Origin of the sequence: Aquimarina gracilis, from assembly GCF_035285365.1 — a bacterium.
In the GTDB taxonomy this organism is placed as follows: Bacteria; Bacteroidota; Bacteroidia; order Flavobacteriales; family Flavobacteriaceae; genus Aquimarina; species Aquimarina gracilis.
Genome location: NZ_JAYKLX010000004.1, coordinates 270586 through 295740 on the forward strand (window position 1 = coordinate 270586; position 25155 = coordinate 295740).

25 protein-coding genes are annotated in these 25155 nt (G+C 34.0%); 19 read left to right on the forward strand and 6 right to left on the reverse strand.

The genetic code is table 11. The features are described 5' to 3' along the window. The first annotated feature begins 539 nt into the window (after positions 1 to 539). The 17 genes from U6A24_RS09750 to U6A24_RS09830 all read left to right on the forward strand — a co-directional run bounded on the left by U6A24_RS09750 (position 540) and on the right by U6A24_RS09830 (position 16530). Entirely contained in the window at positions 540 to 2168 is a 1629-nt protein-coding gene (locus U6A24_RS09750) for a glycoside hydrolase family protein (protein WP_324179777.1), read from the forward strand. Positions 2169 to 2257: 89 nt separating this feature from the next. Next, entirely contained in the window at positions 2258 to 2725 is a 468-nt protein-coding gene (locus U6A24_RS09755) for a hypothetical protein (RefSeq protein ID WP_324179778.1), read from the forward strand. Between the two features lie 171 nt (positions 2726 to 2896). Continuing rightward, positions 2897 to 3481 carry a zeta toxin family protein gene (locus U6A24_RS09760; protein ID WP_407654026.1) on the forward strand — a complete coding sequence of 195 codons (585 nt, stop codon included), beginning with the start codon at positions 2897 to 2899 and terminating at the stop codon, positions 3479 to 3481. 228 nt (positions 3482 to 3709) lie between these two features. Further along, a complete protein-coding gene (locus tag U6A24_RS09765; RefSeq protein WP_324179780.1) occupies positions 3710 to 4270 on the forward strand; it encodes a dihydrofolate reductase family protein in 561 nt (186 codons plus the stop codon). Positions 4271 to 4507: 237 nt separating this feature from the next. Continuing rightward, positions 4508 to 5215, forward strand: coding sequence for a hypothetical protein (locus U6A24_RS09770; protein ID WP_324179781.1), 708 nt, complete (start codon positions 4508 to 4510; stop codon positions 5213 to 5215). Between the two features lie 227 nt (positions 5216 to 5442). Beyond that, a complete protein-coding gene (locus U6A24_RS09775; protein ID WP_324179782.1) occupies positions 5443 to 5871 on the forward strand; it encodes a hypothetical protein in 429 nt (142 codons plus the stop codon). A gap of 75 nt (positions 5872 to 5946) precedes the next feature. Next, entirely contained in the window at positions 5947 to 6417 is a 471-nt protein-coding gene (locus tag U6A24_RS09780) for a hypothetical protein (RefSeq protein WP_324179783.1), read from the forward strand. Between the two features lie 110 nt (positions 6418 to 6527). Beyond that, a complete protein-coding gene (locus tag U6A24_RS09785; RefSeq protein ID WP_324179784.1) occupies positions 6528 to 6947 on the forward strand; it encodes a hypothetical protein in 420 nt (139 codons plus the stop codon). Beyond that, positions 6944 to 7339 (forward strand): antibiotic biosynthesis monooxygenase family protein, encoded by a 396-nt coding sequence (locus U6A24_RS09790; protein WP_324179785.1) that lies wholly within the window; start codon positions 6944 to 6946, stop codon positions 7337 to 7339. The genes U6A24_RS09785 and U6A24_RS09790 overlap by 4 nt, the downstream gene beginning before the upstream one ends. 148 nt (positions 7340 to 7487) lie before the next feature. Beyond that, positions 7488 to 8552 (forward strand): serine hydrolase domain-containing protein, encoded by a 1065-nt coding sequence (locus U6A24_RS09795; RefSeq protein WP_324179786.1) that lies wholly within the window; start codon positions 7488 to 7490, stop codon positions 8550 to 8552. A gap of 33 nt (positions 8553 to 8585) precedes the next feature. Beyond that, positions 8586 to 9386, forward strand: a complete 801-nt coding sequence (locus tag U6A24_RS09800) for a hypothetical protein (protein ID WP_324179787.1) — start codon at positions 8586 to 8588, stop codon at positions 9384 to 9386. Between the two features lie 42 nt (positions 9387 to 9428). Then, the gene (locus U6A24_RS09805; RefSeq protein WP_324179788.1) at positions 9429 to 9782 is read left to right on the forward strand and encodes a hypothetical protein; all 354 of its coding nucleotides are present in this window, start codon (positions 9429 to 9431) and stop codon (positions 9780 to 9782) included. 42 nt (positions 9783 to 9824) lie between these two features. Then, positions 9825 to 10163, forward strand: coding sequence for an acyloxyacyl hydrolase (locus U6A24_RS09810; protein WP_324179936.1), 339 nt, complete (start codon positions 9825 to 9827; stop codon positions 10161 to 10163). Positions 10164 to 10305: 142 nt separating this feature from the next. Next, a complete protein-coding gene (locus tag U6A24_RS09815) occupies positions 10306 to 11310 on the forward strand; it encodes a C45 family peptidase (protein WP_324179789.1) in 1005 nt (334 codons plus the stop codon). Positions 11311 to 11939: 629 nt separating this feature from the next. Continuing rightward, complete coding sequence (locus U6A24_RS09820) at positions 11940 to 13379, forward strand: MAC/perforin domain-containing protein (protein ID WP_324179790.1); 1440 nt, start codon at positions 11940 to 11942, stop codon at positions 13377 to 13379. A 370-nt stretch (positions 13380 to 13749) separates the two neighbouring features. After that, entirely contained in the window at positions 13750 to 15900 is a 2151-nt protein-coding gene (locus tag U6A24_RS09825; protein WP_324179791.1) for a molybdopterin-dependent oxidoreductase, read from the forward strand. Positions 15901 to 15960: 60 nt separating this feature from the next. Beyond that, entirely contained in the window at positions 15961 to 16530 is a 570-nt protein-coding gene (locus tag U6A24_RS09830; protein WP_324179792.1) for an SRPBCC family protein, read from the forward strand. A gap of 71 nt (positions 16531 to 16601) precedes the next feature. On the opposite strand, the gene U6A24_RS09835 is transcribed toward U6A24_RS09830, so the two are convergent. The 5 genes from U6A24_RS09835 to U6A24_RS09855 all read right to left on the reverse strand — a co-directional run bounded on the left by U6A24_RS09835 (position 16602) and on the right by U6A24_RS09855 (position 22833). Then, positions 16602 to 18143, reverse strand: coding sequence for an acyl-CoA carboxylase subunit beta (locus U6A24_RS09835; RefSeq protein ID WP_324179793.1), 1542 nt, complete (start codon positions 18141 to 18143; stop codon positions 16602 to 16604). Positions 18144 to 18146: 3 nt separating this feature from the next. Continuing rightward, positions 18147 to 19589, reverse strand: a complete 1443-nt coding sequence (accC, locus tag U6A24_RS09840; RefSeq protein ID WP_324179794.1) for an acetyl-CoA carboxylase biotin carboxylase subunit — start codon at positions 19587 to 19589, stop codon at positions 18147 to 18149. Positions 19590 to 19673: 84 nt separating this feature from the next. Then, positions 19674 to 20159 carry a biotin/lipoyl-containing protein gene (locus U6A24_RS09845; protein ID WP_324179795.1) on the reverse strand — a complete coding sequence of 162 codons (486 nt, stop codon included), beginning with the start codon at positions 20157 to 20159 and terminating at the stop codon, positions 19674 to 19676. 90 nt (positions 20160 to 20249) lie between these two features. Beyond that, entirely contained in the window at positions 20250 to 20918 is a 669-nt protein-coding gene (locus U6A24_RS09850; protein WP_324179796.1) for a 3'-5' exonuclease, read from the reverse strand. 1 nt (position 20919) lies between these two features. After that, complete coding sequence (locus tag U6A24_RS09855; RefSeq protein WP_324179797.1) at positions 20920 to 22833, reverse strand: DUF294 nucleotidyltransferase-like domain-containing protein; 1914 nt, start codon at positions 22831 to 22833, stop codon at positions 20920 to 20922. Positions 22834 to 22929: 96 nt separating this feature from the next. On the opposite strand from U6A24_RS09855, the gene U6A24_RS09860 reads away from it, so the two are divergent. Both U6A24_RS09860 and U6A24_RS09865 read left to right on the forward strand, forming a co-directional pair. Further along, positions 22930 to 23529, forward strand: a complete 600-nt coding sequence (locus U6A24_RS09860; protein ID WP_324179798.1) for a LysE family translocator — start codon at positions 22930 to 22932, stop codon at positions 23527 to 23529. Between the two features lie 58 nt (positions 23530 to 23587). Then, a complete protein-coding gene (locus U6A24_RS09865; RefSeq protein WP_324179799.1) occupies positions 23588 to 24088 on the forward strand; it encodes a DUF1761 domain-containing protein in 501 nt (166 codons plus the stop codon). Between the two features lie 48 nt (positions 24089 to 24136). Here U6A24_RS09865 and U6A24_RS09870 read toward each other — a convergent pair whose 3' ends face one another. Beyond that, complete coding sequence (locus U6A24_RS09870; RefSeq protein ID WP_324179800.1) at positions 24137 to 25150, reverse strand: metal-dependent hydrolase; 1014 nt, start codon at positions 25148 to 25150, stop codon at positions 24137 to 24139. Positions 25151 to 25155: the final 5 nt, after the last annotated feature.

Below are 25155 nucleotides of genomic sequence, written 5' to 3' on the forward strand. Positions count from 1 at the left end.
GCAATATACAAGTTCTTCCCGGTAGACGGAAGCATGATTTTTATATCTGTGAAGACTATAAAACGCTGCGGGAGAAGCTTTGCAACGCACAGGGACAAGTGTTTGGTATACATGACCCCTTATTGTAACCTCTGGGAAGCACGCTACATGTACCGGGAAGATCAAGTTCACATCCAGGAGGTAATAAAAAGTGTTGGGAAGAGATGAAAATATATCAGAATATTAGAAATAGGGAACTAAAACGTAATTTTTAGTATTGTTCTAAGACATCATAAACGTTTGCAAATGAGTATAAATGTTTACAATCATTTACAAACGGAAATATATAAAGAATATATATGTACTTTTACATATATACAATTGTTATCTGTAATAACAAGCTTGCTTACCAATAAATATTATATTGATCGTACAAAAACTAAAAGTGATATGTGTCATCTTATAAGGATAAAGGTTTTTGAAAAAAGTAGTATTAAGAAAGTTAAATGAATCTATAAAATATTAAAAGGAGTACAGCTATAACTTAATAAAATAATATTATGACGACAATAATAAACAATCCAGACAATGTAGATTTAGAAAGTGTAAATAATAAATTACAACTAAAAGATAGATCTAATTACAAATTTATAAAATCCAACTTTGACTTTACATCTATAGACTCTAGCTATCAAGGAGATATTTTGGAAATAAGAAATGTGCATGACTTACAAGGTGGTACCGTGAATTTACCTTTGGGTGTAAAATTGTTCTTTAATGGCGGTAAAATTGAAAATGGAACTATTAATGGTAATAATACTGCAATAGAAGCTGGAAGGGAAAGAATATTCAATACAAACATTTTTTTTAATGGAACATTCATTATAGATAGTGTTTATCCCGAATGGTTTGGTGCCAGAAACGGTGTCGACGACAGGCAAGAAATTCAAAAAGCAATTGATCTTTGTGCTTTAATAAAAAAATCAACAACAATTACAACTGTAGATATTGTTCTTTCAAAAGTAAGTTTGGCATCTGGTCAATATAATATCACCTCTGAGATAGATTTAAAATCAGGTGTAATATTAAAAGGCTCAGGAATGCATAACACTATTATTCAACACTCTGGATCAGGAAATGCTATAAAAGCGGGGGCTCCAAATGATACACTTTTTTATACTGGAACGAAAGTAGAAGATCTGACAATCATAGGTGATGGCGTTAATTCCAATTACGGTTTCTATGGTTATCATCTTATAAGATTATGTCATATAAAAAATGTTCTTATTGATGGATTCGAAGATAATTTTCATTTAGAACGATGTTGGACTTTTGAAATTTTACAATGTCAAGGTCAAAACGCAAGGCGTGATAACATAAATTGGGACGGTGCAACAAATGGCAAAATTCAAGGAGGACGATTTGATTTAGCTGGAAGACACGCCTTGTATGTTCATTATGATACTGATCCAGCCAGTATTACAACAATGCAAACAGAAAACTTAACTATCTGTGAGGGAGCTTTTCAAGCATCCCAACAGGGTGGTATTGTTATGAAAAACATAAAAAACGCTAACATAGTTAATAATTTCATTGAAGCACTATGTCAGGATGGAAATACGGATTATGCTTATCTTCATATAGAAGGAGATAACAAAAGTAATTTTCATATAACTGGAAACTATATAAATAAAGGTAGTAGTGGATTGGATGGCAAAGCTGCGTTTTATATAAATAATGTAAAGAACTTTTCATTTATTGGGAATGCAACTCAATCACAAACAAATGGTGTTTGGATTGGTTCAGATGTCGAATCTGGTTGCTCTGCTAATAATGCACATGGTAATACAAACGTGATAACGAACGATTCTTCAGGATTTATACATTTCTCTTACCCCAGTAGACCAACAGTTTTTACAGGTAAAGATTTGACAGGTGCTAACAATGGTTTATCACAAAGTCCTTTGGTGGTTGGCAAACAAGGAGCAGGTTATTTAGCAATAGGCACTATTTCTGGAGTACCTATGTTACAATCTTTTGGTTCAGGAACATCACATAGATTAAGATTAAATCCACATGCCGGAAAAGTAGAAATTAGTTCACTAGACTTATCGGGTATACCCACAAATCCTGACGGTCTACAAAGTGGAGAGGTCTGGAGAGACGGGGACGATTTAAAAATAAAATAAGGAAAAAAAACAGATAACAACTTGTATGTTGCATTTACTTCCTCTGGAAAGCAAACGCACCATACAATAGACGTTGACATTAATTTGAAATGAACTATAATATTTTAAAAACATTACTTCTTTTATTGTTTCCGTTTTGGTTATTTTCTCAAAATATGGATAATGAAATTATAAGCTCAAAATTTAAAAATGCTGACTCATTATATATTAAATTGATTTATAAAGAACGTTACTTTTTTGGTCATTTTGTTGGCAGAATTGATACGAAAGTTAAAGATGGTTATTTCACATATAGAAATGTAACAAACAGTGAGATTTTAAAATCGGAATATTTTATTGGAATTAACGATAATATTATCGACTATTTTATTGATTTTGAAACTAAATCAAAAAAAGAAAAACCCATATGTTATGGAAGAGAAGGAGACCATTGTTATATTATAGAGCTCACGATAAATGGAATCAAAACGGAGTTTACCTATAAACTAACTAAAGAAAATAATTGGAACGGATTAGTTATTTTAATAAAAAAGTTGAAACGACTGAAAAAAAACTAATGTCAACAACATGTATAATTCATAGCGGCGGAAATTCCTATCGGAATTTCACGTGCTTTTGCTATCTTCGAGTCAGTGCGAAGTATTACATGCGAATTTACCCGCTACGAAACTATACATTAACCGTTGTGTATAATTAAAGAAGAATATTAAAGTACATTTGTATAAAATATAAGTAAGTTGAAAAGATTATTTATTATTTCAGGTTATAATGGAGCAGGAAAAACTACTGCTTCTTATACAATACTTCCAGAATTACTTGACTGTGATGAATTTGTAAATGCTGATGAAATAGCCAAAGGAATTTCTCCATTCAACCCTGACTCTGCAGCTATTCAATCTGGCAGATTAATGTTGAATCGAATAAATGATTTGATCAAAAAAGAAGAGGATTTTGCTTTTGAAACAACTTTATCTACAAGAAGTTATAAAAACTTAGTTCTTAAAGCAAAGCACGAAAATTATCAAATAACTCTTTTGTTTTTTTGGTTAAGAACACCTGAATTAGCGGTTAAAAGAGTGGAAACCCGAATTCAAGAAGGAGGTCATAATATTCCCGAACCAGTAATTAGAAGAAGGTATGACAATGAACTTAAAAATTTCTTTAACATATTTAAATCAATTGTAGATGAATGGATTTTTATTGACAATTCAGGAGAACCCTATGAAATAATTGCTCAAAAAGATTTACCAAATAACGAAATAATACATAATTCATCTAAATGGGATGAATTACTTGAAAAATATAAAGGATGAAAAATAGCGATAAAATAAAAGAAGGTTTAGAGCGTGCGTACCTAAAACTAATTGAGTTTAAAAAATATAAAAAGACTCCATTGATTGTAGTGAAGAACGGCGAAATTTTAGAAATATCTCCGGAAAAAATAACTACAAACAACAAGGTGTATAAGTAATACTACGTTTCACTTCGTACTACTCATACACAAACCGTTGTGATCCATTAGACAAAATGAAATCCGAAATATGAAATGTTCAGTTTATATAGCCACAAGTGTGGATGGCTTTATTGCAAAACCAGACGGAAATGTTGACTGGTTGCATACAGCTGGTAATTTGGAAGCTGATATGGGTACAGAGGATATGGGATTTAAAGCGTTCATGGATTCTGTAGACTGTATGGTTATGGGGCGGAAGTGTATGGAAATGATTTCCAGTATGAACCTGACTCCAGACCAGTGGTTTTATGGTGATATGCGCATTGTTGTTTTAAGCAATACCCTATCAGAAGCCCCCGATAATCTTAAAGGAAAAGTTGAAATGTATTCTGGAGATGTAAGTAACTTAGTTGATACATTAGAAAAAGAAGGTTTTAAACATGCTTACATAGACGGAGGAAAAACTATTCAGTCGTTCATCAATCTTCAATTGATAGATGAAATAATCCTTACTAGAATACCTATATTGTTAGGAGAGGGTATTCCTTTATTTGGAAAAACGTTTAAGAATATCAAACTTGAAAAAGCCGAGGCAGGTGCTTTTCCCAATGATTTTGTTCAAGTAAAATATTCATTAAACTACGAATGAGGAATTGAAAAGTAAAACGGCATACAACACGGTATATAGCAAATAAGGCATTCGGTGATTTACGAAAGTTCAATGCTATTTCCCAATACCGCCAGATCGTTGATTTGGCTTTTAAAATGAATAAGATAAAAACAAAATACAACGCTTTGACTACGAGTGCAGACGGATACGAAAAGGTTTCCTTGCTGCCCTATTTGCCATAGCCCAAATGTTGTAGGTAATTAAAAGACACTAAACTTGAAACTAAAAAACAGATTACGATTTAAAAATTGGAGAAAATATTTGTTTGAATTTCTATCAGTTTTTTTCGCTGTTACTTTTGCTTTTTTGCTAGACAGATGGAATGAAAATAGAAAGGAAAGATTTACTGAAAAAACAATTCTGACCGAAATTTATAATGGTTTAGCTAGAGATAGTATTGATTTAGACAATGATGAAAAATCAATAAAATATAATATCAAAGCTGTAGATTATTTTAGAAAAATTGTTAACAATGTGGAGGTTGATAATGATTCTTTGGCAACATATTATTTTTATTTGACTAGAGATTTTGTAACTATACAAAATACCTCAGGCTATGAAACTTTAAAATCTATAGGTTTAGAAATAATAAAAAATGACTCATTGAGAAGAACAATAATTGATTTATATGAGGTGAGGTACAAATTACATAAAAAATTTACCGAAGAATATGATGAAAACAAATACATGAGGAATTATTTTGAGAAAATTAACAACTCGATTTCACCTAACTTTATTTACGATAATCGCGGTAATATAATTGGAATAGAGCAACCATTAAACTTAAATAAAAAAGAAAAAAACCTGATAAAGAGTTATTTGTGGAAATTACAAATTAATAGACTTGACCGTGAAAGTGCCATAAAAGGGAATAAATCTAAGATCGGAGAAATAAGAAAATATATTAAAGAAAATTTGAAATAAAACTACCTGCAACAACACCTATGTAATCATAGCAACTTCGTACTCAATCGAAAGGTTCTTGTATATTTATAAAGGCGGCATTGCTTGCTGAAAGGAAAAGTTAGCAACCAATGCGCAGACCTGCCTACCTGCAGGAAAACCGAAAAGCAAGGTAATATTTCTACCTGCTATGGTGCATATATAAAAACATTAACGATCATGGAAACCTGTAATTTTGGGAATTTAATATGGATACTGCTCTAAAACATAAACTAGGCACTACAATAGCAATCGACAAACGAGAAGTGTTGGATTATTTTAGTGTTTACATAAATAATCAAATGGAGGATTCAAAAAATGAATCTTATCTTTGTAAGGACTACTCATTCCTCATTTTACAGCAAAGTGCTATCAAAGGAAAAGTATTTGTTAAGTTTCATTTGAATTTTCTTATTGATGCCTCCCAAAAAACTATGAGTTTCGAAGGAAAAAATTGGTTTATAAGATTTTGCAAAACGTATAATTCTGAAATTCAAAACTTACGTACCGGAGTGGTCATGCCTGCATCTGATGGAGCAATTATGTCAGACATATTTACTTCTGAGGCTTTTAGGCGTGCAAAACATCGCTCCCAACATCCTAAGGATCTACGGAATAAGAACAAAATGAATCGCTAACACTGTATAAAAATGCATTAAAACGCAGTTTACACGTAACGTTGTGTGTAATTCAAGTAAATGACAAATATCTGAATGAAAAACCTGTTAACAATATCACTTATATTTCTAATATCTGGATGTGGTAAACAAAAGGAATTGCTTTTACATCAAAAGGTTGAGAAATTTCAAGTTTCTGAATGTAGAACAGATTGTGGAATTGATTCTATTGGAGTTCGGATGAGCCAGACTAAAAATGATGGTTTAAAAGTAAAGTTAGGTTATATCGTAAACTGTTCTTGGAAAAAAGGGTATTTAAAAAATATTACTGAACAGAATGATACATTGATTGTCAAATTGGATAGACCTCGTTCTGATAATGGAGAATATCCAATGACACTTTGTGATTGTTTTATGTATTTTGATTTTGTAGTTAAAGATTATAATAAAAAACCAAAAGCAATTCGTGTAATTGACTTATTTGAGGAAAATAAATATTGGGATGAAAAACAACCTAAAGAAATAGTTGAGGATGTTGAGGAAGAAATAATGCATGAAACTGAATAAAGCCAATACGCAACAGTTTGTATTTTGTATATGCTGCCTTCGACTGGTAAACGCAATATATAAGGGGGGTTAACCACGAGCGAAGTAAGAAAGAACTCCAAATACTTAATATGATAATTGAACAAATTATAGAATGGGGGAAAGATAATCCAAAAAGGCTGTTTCAAATTGATGGGGTTGGGGCAATCTTTTCTGCAATGCTGTTGGGGATCGTTTTGGTTAAATTGCAAGGGCTTTTTGGAATTCCAAAGTCTACTCTATATTTCCTTGCCTCATTACCCTGCCTTTTCGCTATTTACGATTTTTATTGTTACTTCCAAATTGATAAGAATTTAGGCATATTTTTAAAAGGAATTGCCTTTTCGAATCTAATATACTGTTCTCTATCAATTGGTTTAGCTATTTATCATAAGGAAGTGATTACAAATTTAGGGTGGATTTATATTGTAAGTGAAATTGTGTTAATAGGTATACTTGCTATTATTGAATTACGTGTTGCAAAAAAGCAAATAGAAAGTAAACTAAAATGAATACTAATGAGACCAGTAGCTCACATAATATAAAACATAGTGGCTTTGCCACAACAATTCAACACTTACCGTTAGATTTAATATTCAAAAAAATGATAATTAGAATATTTAAAGCAATAATTCCAGAAGAACTTCATGAAGAATTTGAATTAAAATTTAAAGGAATTTCAGTTCCAATTGTTAAAAATTACAAGGGCTTAATATCTTTAGAAATCGCCAAACCCACAAAGTGGAATCCTAATGAGTTTATTATGATCTCCTGTTGGAATAAGGAAGATGATTTAATAAATTTTGCGGAAAAAAAATGGAATGAAGTCCATATTCCCAAAGGGATGGAAAAATACATTTATAGTTGTTCTGTAGATCATTATCAACAGATAGATTTAAAATAAGAAATGATATTAAACTTAAGAAGTGTATAGTTTAGTGTTGTTTTTTTAAATGACCTGTACCTCTTAAGAATCTTCGTATATTTCGTTAGCGCAATAATCAGCAGGAGCATTCTGCAACCAAATCATAAACATGTCGTTATCTGTCATTATGAAAAGAGCTATAAAAATACCGTATCCTCTTATCGTTTTACTGCTATTAAGTATAAGTTGTAAAGGGCAACAGTCGACTAACAAAAAAATAATAGAATTAAAAAATACCATTACTTCAAAGAAGTATCCGAATATTGATGCTATCGTTGTTTCAAAAAATGAAAAAATAATTGTTGAAGAATATTTTAATGGTTTTGCAAAGGACAGTTTGCACGATATGCGTTCCTCATTTAAATCGGTAACAAGTTTACTAGCCGGAATAGCAATCGACCAAGGTCTATTTGAAGTAGAGGATGAGGTACAAAACTTCTTACCCGAATGGAAAGATGATCCCAGAGGGAAAATTACCATCAAAAACGTATTAGAGATGAGATCTGGTTTAGCATGTGAAGGCTTTTTCGGGATCGGACCCGATTGTGAATCGGAAATGTGGGAAACCAAAGATTGGCAGAAATATATTTTCAACATTCCATTGCGACATGATCCGGGATTGAATTGGGCCTATACTTCGATAGAACCTGAACTTGTAGGTATAATTATTGCACGCACCAGTGGTATGAACTTGATGGAGTTCGCCAAAAAATATTTGTTCGATCCATTAAATATAAAAAAATACCAATGGTACATAACCCCAAATGGTAGAGGATATGCGGCAGGGTCTTTTTATATGAAACCAATCGATATGTTGAAAATTGCTCAATTGGTTTTGAAGAAAGGAAATTGGAAAAACCAACAAATTGTGAGTGAAAAATGGATAAACGAATCAACAAATTGTGGAACCGATGTAGAGATGTCCTTTGTTCGTTTTGCTAGAACAAATAATGCAAAATATACAACAGCCAAGTATGGTTATTTATGGTATCGCGAATTGCTCCAATACAACAATATTAGGACTGAAGCGCTATTCGCTTCTGGAAATGGCGGACAGTATATGATTGTACTCGAGGATTATGACACGGCAATTGCCTTTACTGGAAGTAATTATGGAAACTGGAAAGGAAAACTACCTTTTGATATAATGTTAAAGTACATCATCCCAATATTAGAATCTCCTAAAGAATAGTAGATAACAAGGTGCTTAAAATCAGAATTATATTTGAAAACCATACTGAAAATAGTAGTACACACAATCCTGTTTGTTTTTCTGACTATAGTTAGTCAGATCGGGGGAATAGTTTATTTGCTAAGTCGTGTAATTACAAAAAGAATACAATGGAGTTCACAATATAAACCTCTTTTAGTTTTTATTGGATTTTATCTCATTTCGACATTACTTATTGTACCGATAATTGCTCCCACTTTCGGACGAGAAAAAGTAAAACATACCGACCGAATAAAGCCGGCGAACTACATGACTACGCTCCTGAATAGAAATTATGTTAGACCAGAGCTAAACGATTTATTATTGCAAACTGCAAAAGAATTGGCGGGGTCTGGTGTTCGAATTCATTATTTGGACGCCAACTTTCCTTTTATCAATAAATTTCCTCTTCTTCCGCATTTGAGTCATAATGATGGAAAAAAAATTGATATTAGCTTGATTTATGAAACGAGAAACGGAGCAATAACAAATAAGCAAAAATCTATAAGTGGATACGGTGTATTTGAAGACCCCAAATCGAATGAATACAATCAAATAAATACATGCTTAAAAAATGGTTATTTTCAATATGATTACCCAAAATATGTAACGTTTGGGAAGATTAATAAAGAATTAGTTTTCTCAAGAAAAGGAACCAAAAAACTTATACATAGCATTTTAAGAAATAGAAATCTGGGAAAACTGTTTATTGAACCGCACTTGAAGACAAGAATGAATTTAGAACATAACAAAATACGGTATCACGGTTGTAAAGCGGTAAGGCACGATGATCATATTCATGTACAATTAAAATAAACCAAGGCACCGAAATTTGGGTATTACATATGCTGTTTTCAAATGTCGAACGTATTATACAAGGGGCATCAACAACAATTAAAAAGAAAAACCAACGTTCTTGAAGCAGCACGTAAACGACAAATGTCCATGAAGGTTTTTCAACCTAACTTTTCCGATCACATAGAAATTTTAGTAAAGGAAAAGTTATTACTTCTATTAATAATATCATTTTGCCTATTAAGCCTAAATGCGCAAGTTAAACTAAGAATAGAGCCTGGAGTTCTCCTGGATACCGATTCCGAAAATTTAGGGTTATTGCTCAATATTGAGCCTAAAGTTAAGGCTTCAGAAAATGTGGTTATTGGATTGAGATTGGGGATTGCCATAAACCCTCAAAAATTTGAAATTGACTAGGATTCTCAGTTTTTTATAGACGATTTAGATGATAATGGTATCATTTCATTTGTACCTACCTTTGATTATTATTTCAACGAAAGTTATTATCGACCCTATGCAGGGATAGGTTTAGGATACTATATATTCAATAATATAGATGTTTCCGATCAAAATGGTTCTTCAAATGGATTAGAAGGAAGTGTCAATAATCAATTGGGTTTTCTAGTAAGAGGAGGGCTTGAATTGGGTAATACAAGACTTGGATTGGAATACAATTTTATTACAAAAGCAGATATTGAAATACCAAACGGTGAGATAATCGGAACAGTGGATAATAGCTATTTAGGGCTTTCCTTTGGATTTGTGATAGGAGGAAGGGAAGGAACACAGGAATTATAAGTTTTATTATTTAGAACCTCTTGATGCGTGTCTATTACGATAACTATTATGAAAGAAAAAGTCACAAAGCGAAGTAACATTTCACGCTGCTACGATACTTATAATAAACATTGTATAATATAATAAAGGATTATAATAAGAAATGTATCATCCAAGACTATACGGAGAATTTTATGACATGGGATTGAAGTATGGAAAATTACTTTACGAAAAAGCAAATTTTGTGCTCCCAAAAATAAGCGATCAAAAAACTGAATTTGGATTAGAATCTTATAAAGAATTGCAGAGATTTTATCCTGAAGTTGTAGAAGAAATTAAAGGTTTTTCTAAAGGAATTAAAGATAAACCTGAAAACCTGGGGGCATTTCTACTAAGTCTTGGGATTTATGATACCATAGGACAATGTAGTGTATTTGCTTTTAGGAATAACGATTCTGTAATTGTTGGTAGGAATTACGATATGCTATTCGACTTTAAAAAATTTACAGAAAGCAGCTTGATCGCTCCCAAAGAAAAATATTCATACATAAGTCAATCAGATGTTTTTATAGGACGCTCTGATGGAATTAATGAGCAAGGGTTGTCGATAGCAATGTCTTTTGTGAATGGTACCCAGGTTCAACCCGGAATAGGCTTTCATTTTATCATAAGAAAAGTGCTGGAAAATTGCAGTAATACCGAACAAGCAATAAAGTTAGTGCAAGAAACAAAAGTAGCATCGGCAAATAATTTTCTTATCGCGGACAAATCGGGCAACATTGCAGTGGTCGAATCTGCTCCCCAAAAATGCGTCATTAGACGACCAGAAAAAAATGAAAACTTTATATACATTACAAATCAGTTTGTAACAAAAGAGATGAAACCTTTTGATCGTGGAGGTGTCGAGTGGAGTAAAAGTGCTGAGCGATACAACGGGTTAAAAGACCATCTGGAATCTATTGAACGTATGGATTTACAAAAAGCCAAAGAGATACTGTCTGATAGGTGCGTATGTTTGAATTTGAAGAAAGAAAAGTTCGGAACCATTTGGTCGGTTGTTGCGAATTTGAATGAACTGAGAATCGAAAGAGCAGAAACAAAGCCAAAAATCACCAATTATAAACCTGAAACAAGACTTGATTGGTGGTTAAAAAAGAAGAAGAAATAGCGTTACAACATAAAGTGAAGATCTACCATGGCTAAATGTTTCATTCCTTCTTTTTAATTAAATTGTAATAGAATTAAACAACAGCATCATGCCAACTGTAAACATATACCTTACTTTTAATGGTAACTGTAAAGCAGCTTTCGATTTTTATAAATTGTTTTTTGATTGTCTGAAGTAGGAAAAATCACAATGCCTATTGAAACCACTTTTTGGAGCGCCTATTTTGGAATGTTTACTGGTAAATTTGGTATCAATTAGATGGTAGGTTTTAATGAAAGTACGCAAAAATAGTTTTCCTCATTCAACTCCTCTCTAAAAACAGAGAGGAGAAATGAGGCATTAAGTAACAATAAATTGAGTTAGTGTTAGTATTCTGGGGGCTAAACTAAAGCAATATTTTTTATCTATGTTACGGGATCCCATATTACTCCATTTCTTTCCAGATATCTAGGTAGTTCTACCTGTATTGTTAAACAGGTATTTTCAGTCTTTCCTAAAATAATTTGAGTACTTAACTTTATAATGTTTTAAAAAGTACTAGAGCAATTCCTGGTGCTAATTGGTGTAATAAAGGTGGAATCCGAAAAACCCATTTTTAAATAGAGTAGGAAAATCAAATTACACACGTCATGGAAGATAATTCATATGCACAGAGTACCAATGAGACAACCAAATTTAACCAAGCTATCTTTTATACAAGAAATAGATTAGGTAATGGAATTAACTTACTAATTAGTAACCCTTTTAAGGAAGGAGATTACAATTCAATATTCAAACAACAAGCTCCGTCATATGAATTACCCATAAGCTGGAGAGAGAATCAACATGGTACAAACATTTGTAGCATTAGTGATATGACAGCAGAATTGTCAGCTTTTTACGAGGTTGATAAAAGCATTGGGAAAAATGGCGGTGCTTTTCGGGATTATATAAGTGCTCAAATTGGTTTAGACATACATAAGTCTAATAAGTATTTGATGCATAGGTATCAAATCATTCATAAGACTCCTTATGTGGCCCTGGATTCATATTCTATAGATGATTTAGAACCACAATTTATAGAGGATTGTAATAACTTAACAAAAGACACGGCGCATTACTTTTTTCATAGATGGGGCACTCATTATACAAAGGTGATCTATAAAGAGGCTTCATTTTTTCTTTGGAGTAAATTTTCCTCACAGAATTCTGAAATGTCCGCAAGTTTGAAAGCAGAGATAAAAAAAGGAATAGAAAATGGGGTTTTTACTTCCATGACTTCGGGATCGGTGGCAGCCAAAATTAGAACAATGTTAAATGAGGTAGAAATTCAATTCACTATAGAAACTCATTGCAACAAAGAATGCCCTATAAATTATAATGACATGCTTAAGCTTCTTGGGGAAGAAGGTTCTTATGGAGAAGCAAAACAAAAACAGTTTGATCAATGGTTACATGAACTACGCGATCATGCAGTTGAGAATTATTATGATTTCATGCCTTTATATGATCTCCCACATTTCGACAAAGCTCAAAGAGAACATTTACAGCGCATTTACAATTACTACCTAAGTATGCAATGGCGCCTTGTAGAAATCACAAGTGGTCCAACTACAGGCGCTGTAAATGCCAAAATTATGTTACATGGACCAGAGGGTGAGCAAAAATCTCATCAATTGAAGCAAAAAGGGTATGTTTATCTAACAGCGGTTCAAGATGGACTTAAATTGATAGTAAACCATAGCCATTCAAGAGAAAATGATTATTGGAGCAAGGCAATAGCGGCACAAAATGCTACTTCTTCGGGATTCTTTTTCTTTGCCACTTCTCAATGGTCTGATAAAGAGATGAGGCCCGACCTTACCTGGATGGGAGGTTTGCTTGAAAGTACAGCATACATAGATTCTTGGTCAAGAAGCAAAGGCTCCTATTTCAGATATGTTATGGCGGGAAAAGAAGGTAAATTGGGTCAAGATCGTTTCACAAAAGACGGAAAACATAAAAGAATCCTTGTTCTGGAGGCTAGATTAGGCCTTAATAGCAATAATCAATTTGTTCTATTTCCAATAAACAAACGTTATATATCATAAATTGATAAGAAGGAGATATGTATAACTAAGGCATAATTTGCCTGAATAAAAAAACTAAAACTTGAACCAAAAGCGTTGACAAAAATATAGGGGTCAATTTTTTCTTGAAAATCATCTCAAGTAAGTACAGTTTTTGGAAGCCATGAGATTATGGTATGGCTTGTTTTTATATGAACTGCTTGGGCTGATTCATTTATAAAGTTAACATAGAGTAGAAAAGATAGCTGTTTCATATCGATTTGTTGAAGCTCGGTTTACAGTCAATTTGATTAGCGCTTATATTGAAATTTGCAATACAGGTATTATTTTTTGTATCTTGTTTGTGGCACTACCCAAAACATTTTCAAGTATTTACACAAATCGAGTAATTATGTCGAGTACTATAAAATACCGTACCTGTCACCTTTGTGAAGCGATGTGCGGTTTGGAGATCAAGATTAAAGACAATCAAGTAATTTCTATAGAAGGGCATAAAGAAGATATTTATAGCAAGGGGCATATATGTCCGAAAGGGGTCGCACTCAAAGACTTACACAATGATCCTAATCGATTAAAACAACCAGTAAAAAAAACTCCTGATGGCTGGCAAACCATATCTTGGGAAGAAGCTTTTGATACGGTAGAACGGGAGTTTAAAAAAATTCGTAAAAAGTACGGTAACAATGCCATAGGAACGTATACAGGCAACCCTACTGTACATAACACGGGGACTGCCATAACGTTGTATGATACAATAAATGCATTAAACACCAAAAATCGTTATGCATCGCATAGTTTAGACTCTGTGCCTGTATTTTTGGTCAATCAAATGATGTTTGGCCACGCCATGATGGCTCCAATCCCCGATATTGATCGTCTGGATTATATGCTTATCATAGGTGCAAATCCGCTCGCATCAAATGGAAGCTTCATGTCTACTCCAGATATTAAAGGAAAAATCAAAAATATTCAACAAAAAGGAGGAAAAGTAGTGGTGATTGACCCACGTAAAACCGAAACAGCGGATAAAGCAAGTGAACACTACTTTATTCATCCCGAAAAAGATGTGTTGTTACTGTTGTCAATTATAAATGAACTAGTTAAACGTAATGCCGTTGCTACATCCAAAGCACTTTCTCTTTCAGACCATTTTGAGGAACTAAAGGTAATGGTAAGACCTTATACCATAAGAAAAGTGGCACCGATTACCGGAATGAGCGAAAAACAAATAGCTCACATTGTAGATGATCTAACAAAGCACCCGCATAGTATAGTATATGGAAGACTTGGGGTAAATACTCAGTCATATGGTACCTTATGCCAATGGCTTATTACGAGTATCAATATTTTGCTTGGGCAATTGGATGAAAAAGGAGGACTGATGTTTACCTTGCCGGCAATAGATTATGTAACCTTAATGGCCCATGAATCCAAAATGTTTCGATATAGCAGTAGAGTCAAGTCATACAAAGAAATTGTTGGGGAGTTCCCTACGGCTACCATACCCGATGAGATACTAACCAAAGGAAAAGATCAAATACGAGGTTTTATTACAATTGCTGGAAACCCGGCTCGATCTGCCCCCAATTCTAAACTTATGGAAGAGGCATTGGCAGATCTTGAGTTTATGCTGGCTATCGATATGTATATTAATGAAACAACTCAATATGCCGATATTATAATGCCACCAGCTGTGGGCCTTGAAACGATGCATTACTCATTTGTACTTCACATGATCGCTACACGTAATACGGCCAAGTTTAGTCCGGCACCTTTGCCTATATCCAAGGAGCAACGATATGACTGGCAAATTATGGGGGAGCTGCAGCGGCGTTTATTTAATGGAAACTTTTTACAACGTATAAAAAGTAGCTTAATGTCCCGCATACATCCTAAGACAAAATTGGACCTCGCATTGAAAACAGGGCCTTACGGTATCTGGGGAGGTCGTTTTTTACGGAAAAATGGGTTGAGCTTAAAACGTTTAGAAAAAAACAAGGAAGGCGTAGAGTTATCTCCTTTAACTCCAGTGTTACCCAGGCGCCTGTTTACAAAAAATAAACGGATAGAACTTATGCCCAAACTTTTTGTAAGAGAAATGCAAAAGGTTCAAGAATTATTAGCACCTCAAACGGATAACGTTTATCCTCTAAAATTAATAGGAAGAAGACACTTACGCAGTAATAACTCTTGGATGCATAATTTACCTGTTTTAGAAGGAGGTTCTCGAAGATGTACTATGATGATTCATCAAGAGGATGCTTTAGCTTGTGATATTCAATCCAAAGAAACGGTCGAGGTATACTCAGAGTTTGGCTCAATTCTTATTGAAGCCGAGATCACTAAAGATATTATTCCAGGTACGATTAGCATTCCACATGGGTGGGGGCATTACGGTGAGGGGCTCGAAATGGAAAGGGCACAAAGCAATGCGGGAGCAAATATTAATCAGTTAATGAACCATGACCGATTAGATCCATTGTCTTATAATATGGCATTTAATGGTCATCCGGTGGCGATCAGAAAAGTTGGAATCTCTTAATAATAGCGCATTTTTTTTTAATTGGAAATCGTAAATTTTAATAACCAATAAATATAAGTCATGAAATATGTAAAATACCTGTTAGGTTTTATTGTATTGTTAATTCTAATTTTTTTTGGAAGTGGATTGTTAACTCCGTCTGTTTATTATGAAAGTGAAATAATTGTAAATAAATCTGCTAAAGAATCATGGGCGGTTATGTCTGATGAGTCTAAATTACCACAATGGATAAAAGGGTTTAAGAAAACAGAACTAATTAGTGGAACCAAAAATTCTGTAGGAGCGGTTTCTAAAATTTATATTGATGATAATGGTCAGGAAATGACCATGCAAGAAACGATAAAAGAAATTAAACCTAATGCCCTTATGTCAATGAAGTTTACAATGGATTTTATGGATATGGATTATGAAATGCATATGAAAGAAAACAATGGAAAAACAACGATCAATTCTAAATCAACGACAGTGGGAAACGGATTGTTTGCAAAATCAATAGTATCATTTATGCGGGGTTCTATGAAATCTCAAGAGGATGAAAATTTACAAAGTTTAAAGAAAGTAATTGAAGAAAATACAACCGATTATTTCCAAAATCCAAAAACGGTTGGAACCGAAGAGGAAAAAAACTAAAAATAATATCAGAGTAAAGCAAATAAAACCCCAAAGATTTCAAATCTTTAGGGTTTTTTTGTTTCTAATATTTACAATGGAATATTACCATGTTTACGATCTGGGTGTTCGGCCTTTTTGTTTTCAAGCATGCTGAATCCTTTGATGAGTTTGCGCCTTGTGTTTTTTGGTAGAATTACTTCGTCTATAAATCCACGTTGCGCGGCTCTGTAGGGGTTTGCAAATTTATCTGCATATTCTGCTTCTTTTTCGGCGAGTTTGGCCGCAGGATCATCTGCAGCTTGTATCTCTCGTCTAAAGATAATTTCACTAGCTCCTTTGGCTCCCATCACAGCAATTTCTGCGGTTGGCCAGGCATAATTAAGATCGGCACCAATATGTTTGGAATTCATTACATCATAAGCGCCTCCATATGCTTTTCTAGTGATAACCGTTACTTTTGGGACTGTAGCTTCGCTAAGTGCATATAGTAATTTGGCCCCGTGAATAATAATTCCGTTCCATTCCTGATCTGTACCTGGTAAGAATCCGGGAACATCTACTAATACCAAAAGAGGAATGTTGAAGCAGTCACAAAAACGAGTAAAGCGAGCTGCTTTTTTCGAACTATTCACATCCAGTACTCCAGCTAAAAACATAGGTTGATTGGCTACAATTCCAATACTTCTTCCGCCTAGACGGGCAAAACCAACAATGATATTCTCGGCATAGTCCTTATGAATTTCATAAAAAGAGTCTTCATCAATAATTCCGCTAATTACCTCATGCATGTCGTAAGGTTTATTTGGATTATCCGGAACAATATCTGAAAGCGTATCGCGCACTTCATCTTCCAAAGTGAATGGTATTTTTTTTGTGGTTTCTTTATTGCTTTGTGGAAGATAACTAAGTAATTTTTTTACATCTTCGAGGCACTCGATATCGTTCCCTGCAGTGACATGAGCAACACCCGATTTTGTGGAGTGCGTACTGGCTCCTCCAAGCTCTTCAGAAGTTACCTCTTCATTGGTTACTGTTTTTACAACATTGGGGCCAGTTACAAACATATAACTGGTATCCTCAACCATCAAGGTAAAATCGGTCATAGCAGGAGAATATACCGCACCCCCGGCACAAGGGCCCATTATTGCCGAAATTTGTGGAATTACTCCAGATGCCTGAACGTTTCTGTGAAAAATATCGGCATATCCACCAAGAGATCGCACTCCTTCTTGTATACGTGCACCACCAGAGTCGTTGAGACCAATAATAGGAGCTCCCATTTTTACAGCCATATCCATGACTTTACAGATTTTTTCGGCATGCGTTTCTGATAGTGCTCCTCCAAAAACAGTAAAATCCTGGGCAAAAACATACACCAATCGACCATTTACGGTCCCATACCCAGTAACGACACCATCACCATGATAGATTTCTTTTTCCATTCCAAAATCGGTGGTACGATGTGTAACCAAAATTCCGATTTCTTCAAAAGAACCTTCATCAAGTAGATATTCTACACGTTCACGAGCGGTTAGTTTTTTCTTTGCATGTTGTTTTTCGATACGTTGTTCACCACCACCTAATTTGGCCTGGGCAACTTTTTCTTGTAGTGTTTTAATCTTGGCATCCATAATCTAATGTGTTGATATACGTAACGTTTGTTGATCTTTTAAATATTGTTTCATAGCGACAATAGCCGCAATTTTGGCTTCTTTAGCAGTATTTGCGTGTATTTTTTCTGCAGAATAGTATTTCTTTACAAAATGTGTGTCAAAATTACCAGAAGTAAAGGCTTCATGCTCACATACAAACTTACCAAATGGAAGTGTAGTTTGCACGCCTTCAACTTTATATTCACTAATTGCTTTAATCATAAGTTGAATAGCCTCTTCTCTTGTATTGCCATAGGTGATCAACTTGGCAAGCATGGGATCATAATAGATAGGAATATCCATACCTTCTTCAAAGCCATTGTCTACACGAATTCCATCACCTTCTGGGATTTTATATACATCCAAATGACCTACGCTGGGTAAAAAATCATTTAAAGGGTCTTCGGCATAAACACGTAACTCCAAAGCATGCCCGTTAATAGTTAAATCCTCTTGCGAAACAGGCAATTTTTCACCTCGGGCAACTTTAATTTGTAGTTCTACCAAATCGATCCCAGTAATTAGTTCGGTTACTGGGTGCTCTACTTGCAATCGAGTGTTCATTTCGAGAAAGTAGAAGTTGTGGTTCTCGTCAAGAAGAAATTCTACGGTTCCTGCACCCAAATAATCACAAGCTTTTGCCACTTTTACGGCTGCTTCCCCCATTTTAGCGCGTAGCTCTGGAGTAAGTACTGCCGAAGGCGCTTCTTCAACTACCTTTTGGTGTCGTCGCTGTACACTACACTCACGCTCAAAGAGGTGAATTACATTACCATGACTATCTGCCATTACCTGAATCTCTATGTGACGAGGAGAGGCCACATATTTTTCGATAAATACAGATCCATCTCCAAAGGCAGATGTGGCTTCGCTAATCGCACGTTGCATTTGAGACTCTAGATCTTCTTCTTTTTCTACGACACGCATTCCTTTTCCACCCCCACCAGCAGAGGCTTTGATTAAAATCGGAAAGCCAATATCTTTTGCAATAGCTTTGGCTTTATCGGTGTTGGTGATTGCCTCATCTATACCGGGTACCATTGGTATATCATAAGCTTTTACAGCATCTTTGGCAGCTAGTTTACTACCCATTACCTGTATCGCCTTTGATTTTGGACCTATAAAGATGAGGTTATTCTTTTCTACTTCTTCAGCAAAATCTGCATTTTCACTTAAAAAACCATATCCAGGATGAATGGCATCTACATTTAAGTCTTTAGCAACTTCTATGATTTTTGAACCTAATAAATAGGATTGGTTCGAGGGAGCTTCACCAATGCAAACTGCTTCATCTGCAAATTTTACATGGGGTGCATTTCGATCTATTGTAGAATACACCGCTACGGTTTTAATCCCCATTTTTTTTGCGGTTTTCATCACTCGTATGGCAATTTCTCCGCGATTGGCAACTAATATTTTTTTCATATTAAATGATATCAGGATAGATATTTCTATTGATTGTAAACCTTAAGGGTTTTGAAAACCCTTGGGGTCTTTTATATCTTTTAACTATTCAAATTCTACTAATAATTGACCTTTATCAACTGCATTTCCTTTGGTTACAGAAACAGTTTTGATGACACCATCTCTAGGTGATAGGATAACATTTTCCATTTTCATGGCTTCAAGAATCAGCAACGGATCGTCTTCTTTTACTTCTTGTCCAGATTCGACATGAATGTCCAAAAGTAACCCTGGCATGGGAGCTTTGATAGCATTAACCTGTTTTGAAGATCCAAGTGAAAATCCCATTTCGGCAATTTGCTTGTCCAGAGCATCGGCAATAGTAACCGTATACTGTGTGTTGTTAACCTTGACGGTATATTGCTTGTTATTAAAATCAGATTCTAAAACCTCGGCGTGGTAAGATGTGTGATCATTGATAACGTGATATTCTGTTTTTGATGTAGATAATGTATCAACTTTGGAAACACCTTCAGAAGCAAGATCAAACTCAAAGGCTTTGTTTACTTTAACCTTATATGTGTCACTCATAATAGCAATTTATTTACTTTATAAAAATGTGGGTTAAAGAGAATAATTTCTTGCGGTAAATGCAAATTAATTATGAGTTCATTGACAATTTTACAATAATCCTCTTCGGTTTGGATTGAAAAATAAGCTTTTAAGTGTGGTTTTTCTTGTTTTGGATAATTGCCCTATAATTTTTAAAAATATTATCCCGGTAATGTAAGCATCTCCTGATGCTGTATGTCGATCATGTTTTTTGATGTTGAATATAGTACATAGCTCATCTAATGAATAGAGTTTGTCCTTATTCACACATAGATCGGTTTTTTTGAATAATATTCCTGTATCCAATACTTTGTTTTTTAGCTTGGGTAACTTTTGTCTGGCTAAACATGCGTTGATCATTTGTATATCAAAAGCAGCATGATGAGCCACAAGAATAGCATCTTTGATATGATCCAGGAACAGCGTTAAAGCTTCGTGTTCTTGAAATTTCAAGATGTTCCCTTCATTTAGGATTCCATGTATTTTAACCGTTTCCCAATTAAATGTGTCTTGTTTTAAATATAATTCAAGACTATCGGCCACATCCATAGTATTTCCTGTAACCGAAATCGTGCCTATCGATAAAATTCGATCATTTTTTATATTAAGCCCCGTAGTTTCGGTATCCAAAATCACAAAACGGGCGTTGGTTAAATCATATTTCTTTTTATCCTTAAAATGATTTTGATAGTCTTTCCAAAAATTGGGATAATTCTTATTTCCTTGCCATACAAACATGCTACAACATTTGAGAAAGATTAAAACGTACACGAATTAACTCTTGTACGTCTTTTATAGGTTTAAAACATCCTTTAAGCTTTAGTCGATCTGCTTTTGAAAGTGATTTTAGTTCTATAAACCTACCTGAGTTGTTATGAAGCATACCTTGTAAGGTCCTGAAACGAAGTAATATTTTGAAGGCATTGCTACATGATAAAAACAAATCTTTGTTTTGAGGTTCTATCTCTGCCAATTTTTCATATCGCAGAACAGTATTGTTATAATCTTTTAGGTTATGAGATAGTACTAGCAAACGAGCAGCATCAACCAAGGGCATAATTGCCCGGGCTTTTATATCAAACTGATCCTTGTGTTCGCCGCTGTGTTCAACCAAAAATTGACGAAAAAAACTAAGTGGAGGAGGGTTCTTTAAGGCATTTAACCCTAAAAAATTGAGAAAAATCTCATAAGAATCAATAGCATCAAAAATGCTGTTAGACATATCATTGATAAGGCTTTTGTTACCATATTCCAAATCATAATCAAAGAAAATGGTACACAACATAATTTTATCTTGGTCAGGCTTAGTTATCCAATCGTTAAACTGTTGTTTCCATTCTTTTAAAGATAAACACCATTTAGGATTGCTGGCCATCATCTTTGCAGGGCAATATTCGAAACCTATAGTGTTAAGTTTCTGGGTAATTTTGTCTGAAAGGGAAAGAAAGTAATTTTTGGTTTGTACATGAGCTTCTTTTGGGACATCCTCAAATACTAATGCATTGTCTTGATCGGTAAGTAATAATTGCTCTTTTCTACCTTGACTACCTAAGGATAACCAACCAAATGATGTTGGAGGAGGAGTAGTCATTTCATTTATAGACAAGGTTATTACTTTTTGGGTAATACTACTGTTGATTGAAGATATAATCTTCGATATAAAAAAAACAGGTATATTTTGTTCTATATATCCTTTTAACAATTGCTGCGCCTTTGTTCGTATATATTTTAAATCTTTAGAATTTTTGGCTCGCTTAATTTCTTTTATAAGAACAGAAGGGTTGTTGCCATGTATTACCAGAATATCATGTTCTGATAATATCCCAATAAGTTTGGAATTTGAGGTGCCGTCTTTGGTAATACACAAATGAGATATTTTGTGTTGTAGCATAGCAATTTGTGCTTCGGCTACTGTAATATTCCTAGGGTAAGTAATTACAGGAGAGGACATAATCTTTTTTACTGTATCTCCAATAGAAAACTGGCCCGTTGCTATTTTGGTACGTAAGTCTTTATCGGTTATGATACCCAAAGGTTTTTCGTTTTCGGTTATAATTATTGATCCAACACGTTCTGAACTCATAATTTTTGCGGCTAGTTTTATAGTAGTATTTGGTAAACAAGTAATTGGATTTTTAGAATATTGTGCAGATTGAACCTCGGTAAAGTTAGATTCTCTTTTTTGCAGACTTTCTACCTGTGCGAACAGTGAATCCTTATTTTCATTTGAATAAGGGTTTCGAATATTGGTAACAAAACTTGCCAATAAATATTTGTTGGCTCGAGCATTGGTGTTAATTATTTTTTCTAATAATTCTGAAGAAATACTATACAAGATACTTTCTTCAATTGCTTTGGCACTTAAAATGTAATGACCTTTTCTTATCAAGGCTCGCAAACCAAAAAGATCCCCTTCATCACATTCATCGACCAAAGTTTGATCTTCTTCTCTGAAAATACCAACAGCCCCATCTTTTACTACATAAAAATGATCATGGATTTTCTCTTTGGTTTTAAATACATGTTGATCTTTCTGAAGATAAATTACCTTTACATTTCTTGATATCGTGTAGAGTTCTTCTTCTGAAAGTACATGAAAAGGAGGGAAGTTTTTTAGAAAATCAAAAATTCTTTCGGCAATGGTATTTTTCATGATATGAATTTATATAAATATGATGTGTTTTTGTATGAGAATTATCAGGTTTGTATTTTATTCACATATATTTACTACTATAAATAGTAGTTTATAATGTCATTTTTGGAAGGTTTTGTAATTGGATTGGGCATGATCATCTTTATTGGCCCAGTATTTTTCTTGTTACTTAATAGTAGTTTTCAATGGGGAGCTAAAGCCGGCGTAGCTGTGGCATTAGGAATTATTGTTAGCGATATAGTTTGTGTAGCTTTGTGTTACTATGGACTTTCCTCTTTTATAAATGTTGAAGGCAATAGGTTTTGGATTGGGATTGTTGGTGGATTAATATTATTTATTTTGGGAATGAATTATCTTCTTAAGAAGGCTAGCATCGAAACCGATACTTCTTTAAATATCAAGGGGATACAAACATTTTTTATCAAGGGGTTTAGTGTTAATTTTTTTAATCCGTTTGTCTTTGCAGTTTGGATAAGTATTGTTCAATATGGGAAATCAAAATATTATGATCAGGAATTGCTTTTGGTCTTTTTGACTGCTGTATTATCGGGTATTTTCACAACCGATTTGTTCAAGGTTTTTTTGTCTAAAAAACTAAAGAAATTTATATCCTTAAAACGACTTACTATCTTTTTTAGGATAGCCGGGATTATATTGATTTTGTTTTCTTTCAGATTGGTGTATTTGGTGTGGTAGAATTGACCAATTATGTTTTCCATATATTTGAGTATAACAACTTTTAATACTAATCAATATGGAATTCAATTTTTTGATTACAGCACTTGCCGCATTAATCCCTATGATTTTAGGATTTATTTGGTACAAACCCAGGGTTTTTGGGACCGCATGGATGAATGCGTGTGGATTTACTGAAGAAGATCTTAAAGGAGGTAATATGGCATTGATTTTTATTTTAAGCTATATTTTTAGCTTTTTTATGGCCGCTATGCTTACCGGAATGGTAATTCATCAGTATGGATTTTTCTCTAGTATTATGGCAGATCCAGCGTGGAATGAAGCTGGTTCTGAAACATACCAGTTCTCTCAAAAATACATGGAAATTTATGGGCAAAACCATAGAAGTTTTGGACACGGCGTATTGCATGGAGCTATCGTAGGATTGTTTTTTGTATTACCAGTATTAGGTACCAATGCAATGTTCGAGAGAAAGGGATTTAAATATATCGCTGTTAATGTTGGATACTGGACCGTTTGTCTTGCATTAATGGGCGGAGTGATTTGCCACTTTGCATAATTATATTGAAAAAACAAAAAAGGGACGAATTTATTCGCCCCTTTTTTGTTATGATTTGTTCCCCAATGCTCTATTAAAAAGTTTTTTGAGAAGGGGAGATGCTTCATTCATTTCACGTTCTCTCTCTTTTGCCATTAAGTATCCATTTTTATTATAATATAGTTCGTAGCTAAAAACAAAACGCTTAGCATCATTTCCAATACCCAAGGTTCCAAACCTTAAATCATTAAGGAAAACTTTATTTCCTGATCTTTCTATCGTATACCAACCTTCAGTAAGTTTAATTAGTCTTGAAATTAGAGGGTCTTTTTTCATATTTCCTAATAAGTGATGATTTTTAGGAAATTCAGAGAAATCAATACAATCATCATTATCCAGCAGCGAATAATATCCAATAAGAAATGAATCATTAGTCTCAATATTGGCTGTCCATAAAATACTGTTTAATGGAGTCGGACGAGTTTGAATCTCATTGTATTGAATGTGTTGGTTTTCCAGGTTATTAGAGAAATTTGCTAGAGCACTTTGTTGTAATACTAATGTGATAAGTAAATACGAACTACTTATACATAAGCCGAGGGTATTGTATTTTCGCCTTTTTGGATGAGTTCTTTTGTAAAACATGGCCAGAATTACAAAAATTAAAAACGGAACTGTATACAAGGGGTCGGCAACAAAAATATTGTTAATAGCCACTTTATAATCCAAAGGCCAGAACAATTGGGTTCCCCAAGTAGTAAAAGCGTCCAAAATAGGATGAGTAAATAACCCTAAAAACATGAGTCTTGTCCAATCTTTCCAATCGGCTTCTTTGTTTTTATAAATTTTTGCTATCAGCCATCCAAATATGGGAGCAGCCAAAATGCTAAACAAAATAGAATGCGAAAAACCGCGATGTAGCTCATTGGCCGTTACATTATCAACAAAAAGCTTTGATAATACATCCAGATCCGGAATCGTTCCTGCAATTGCACCCCAAAGCATAGCTTTGTTGCCAACTTTTTTTCCTAAAGTTGCTTCTCCTACGGCCGCGCCTAGTACGATTTGGGTTAACGAATCCATAAAAT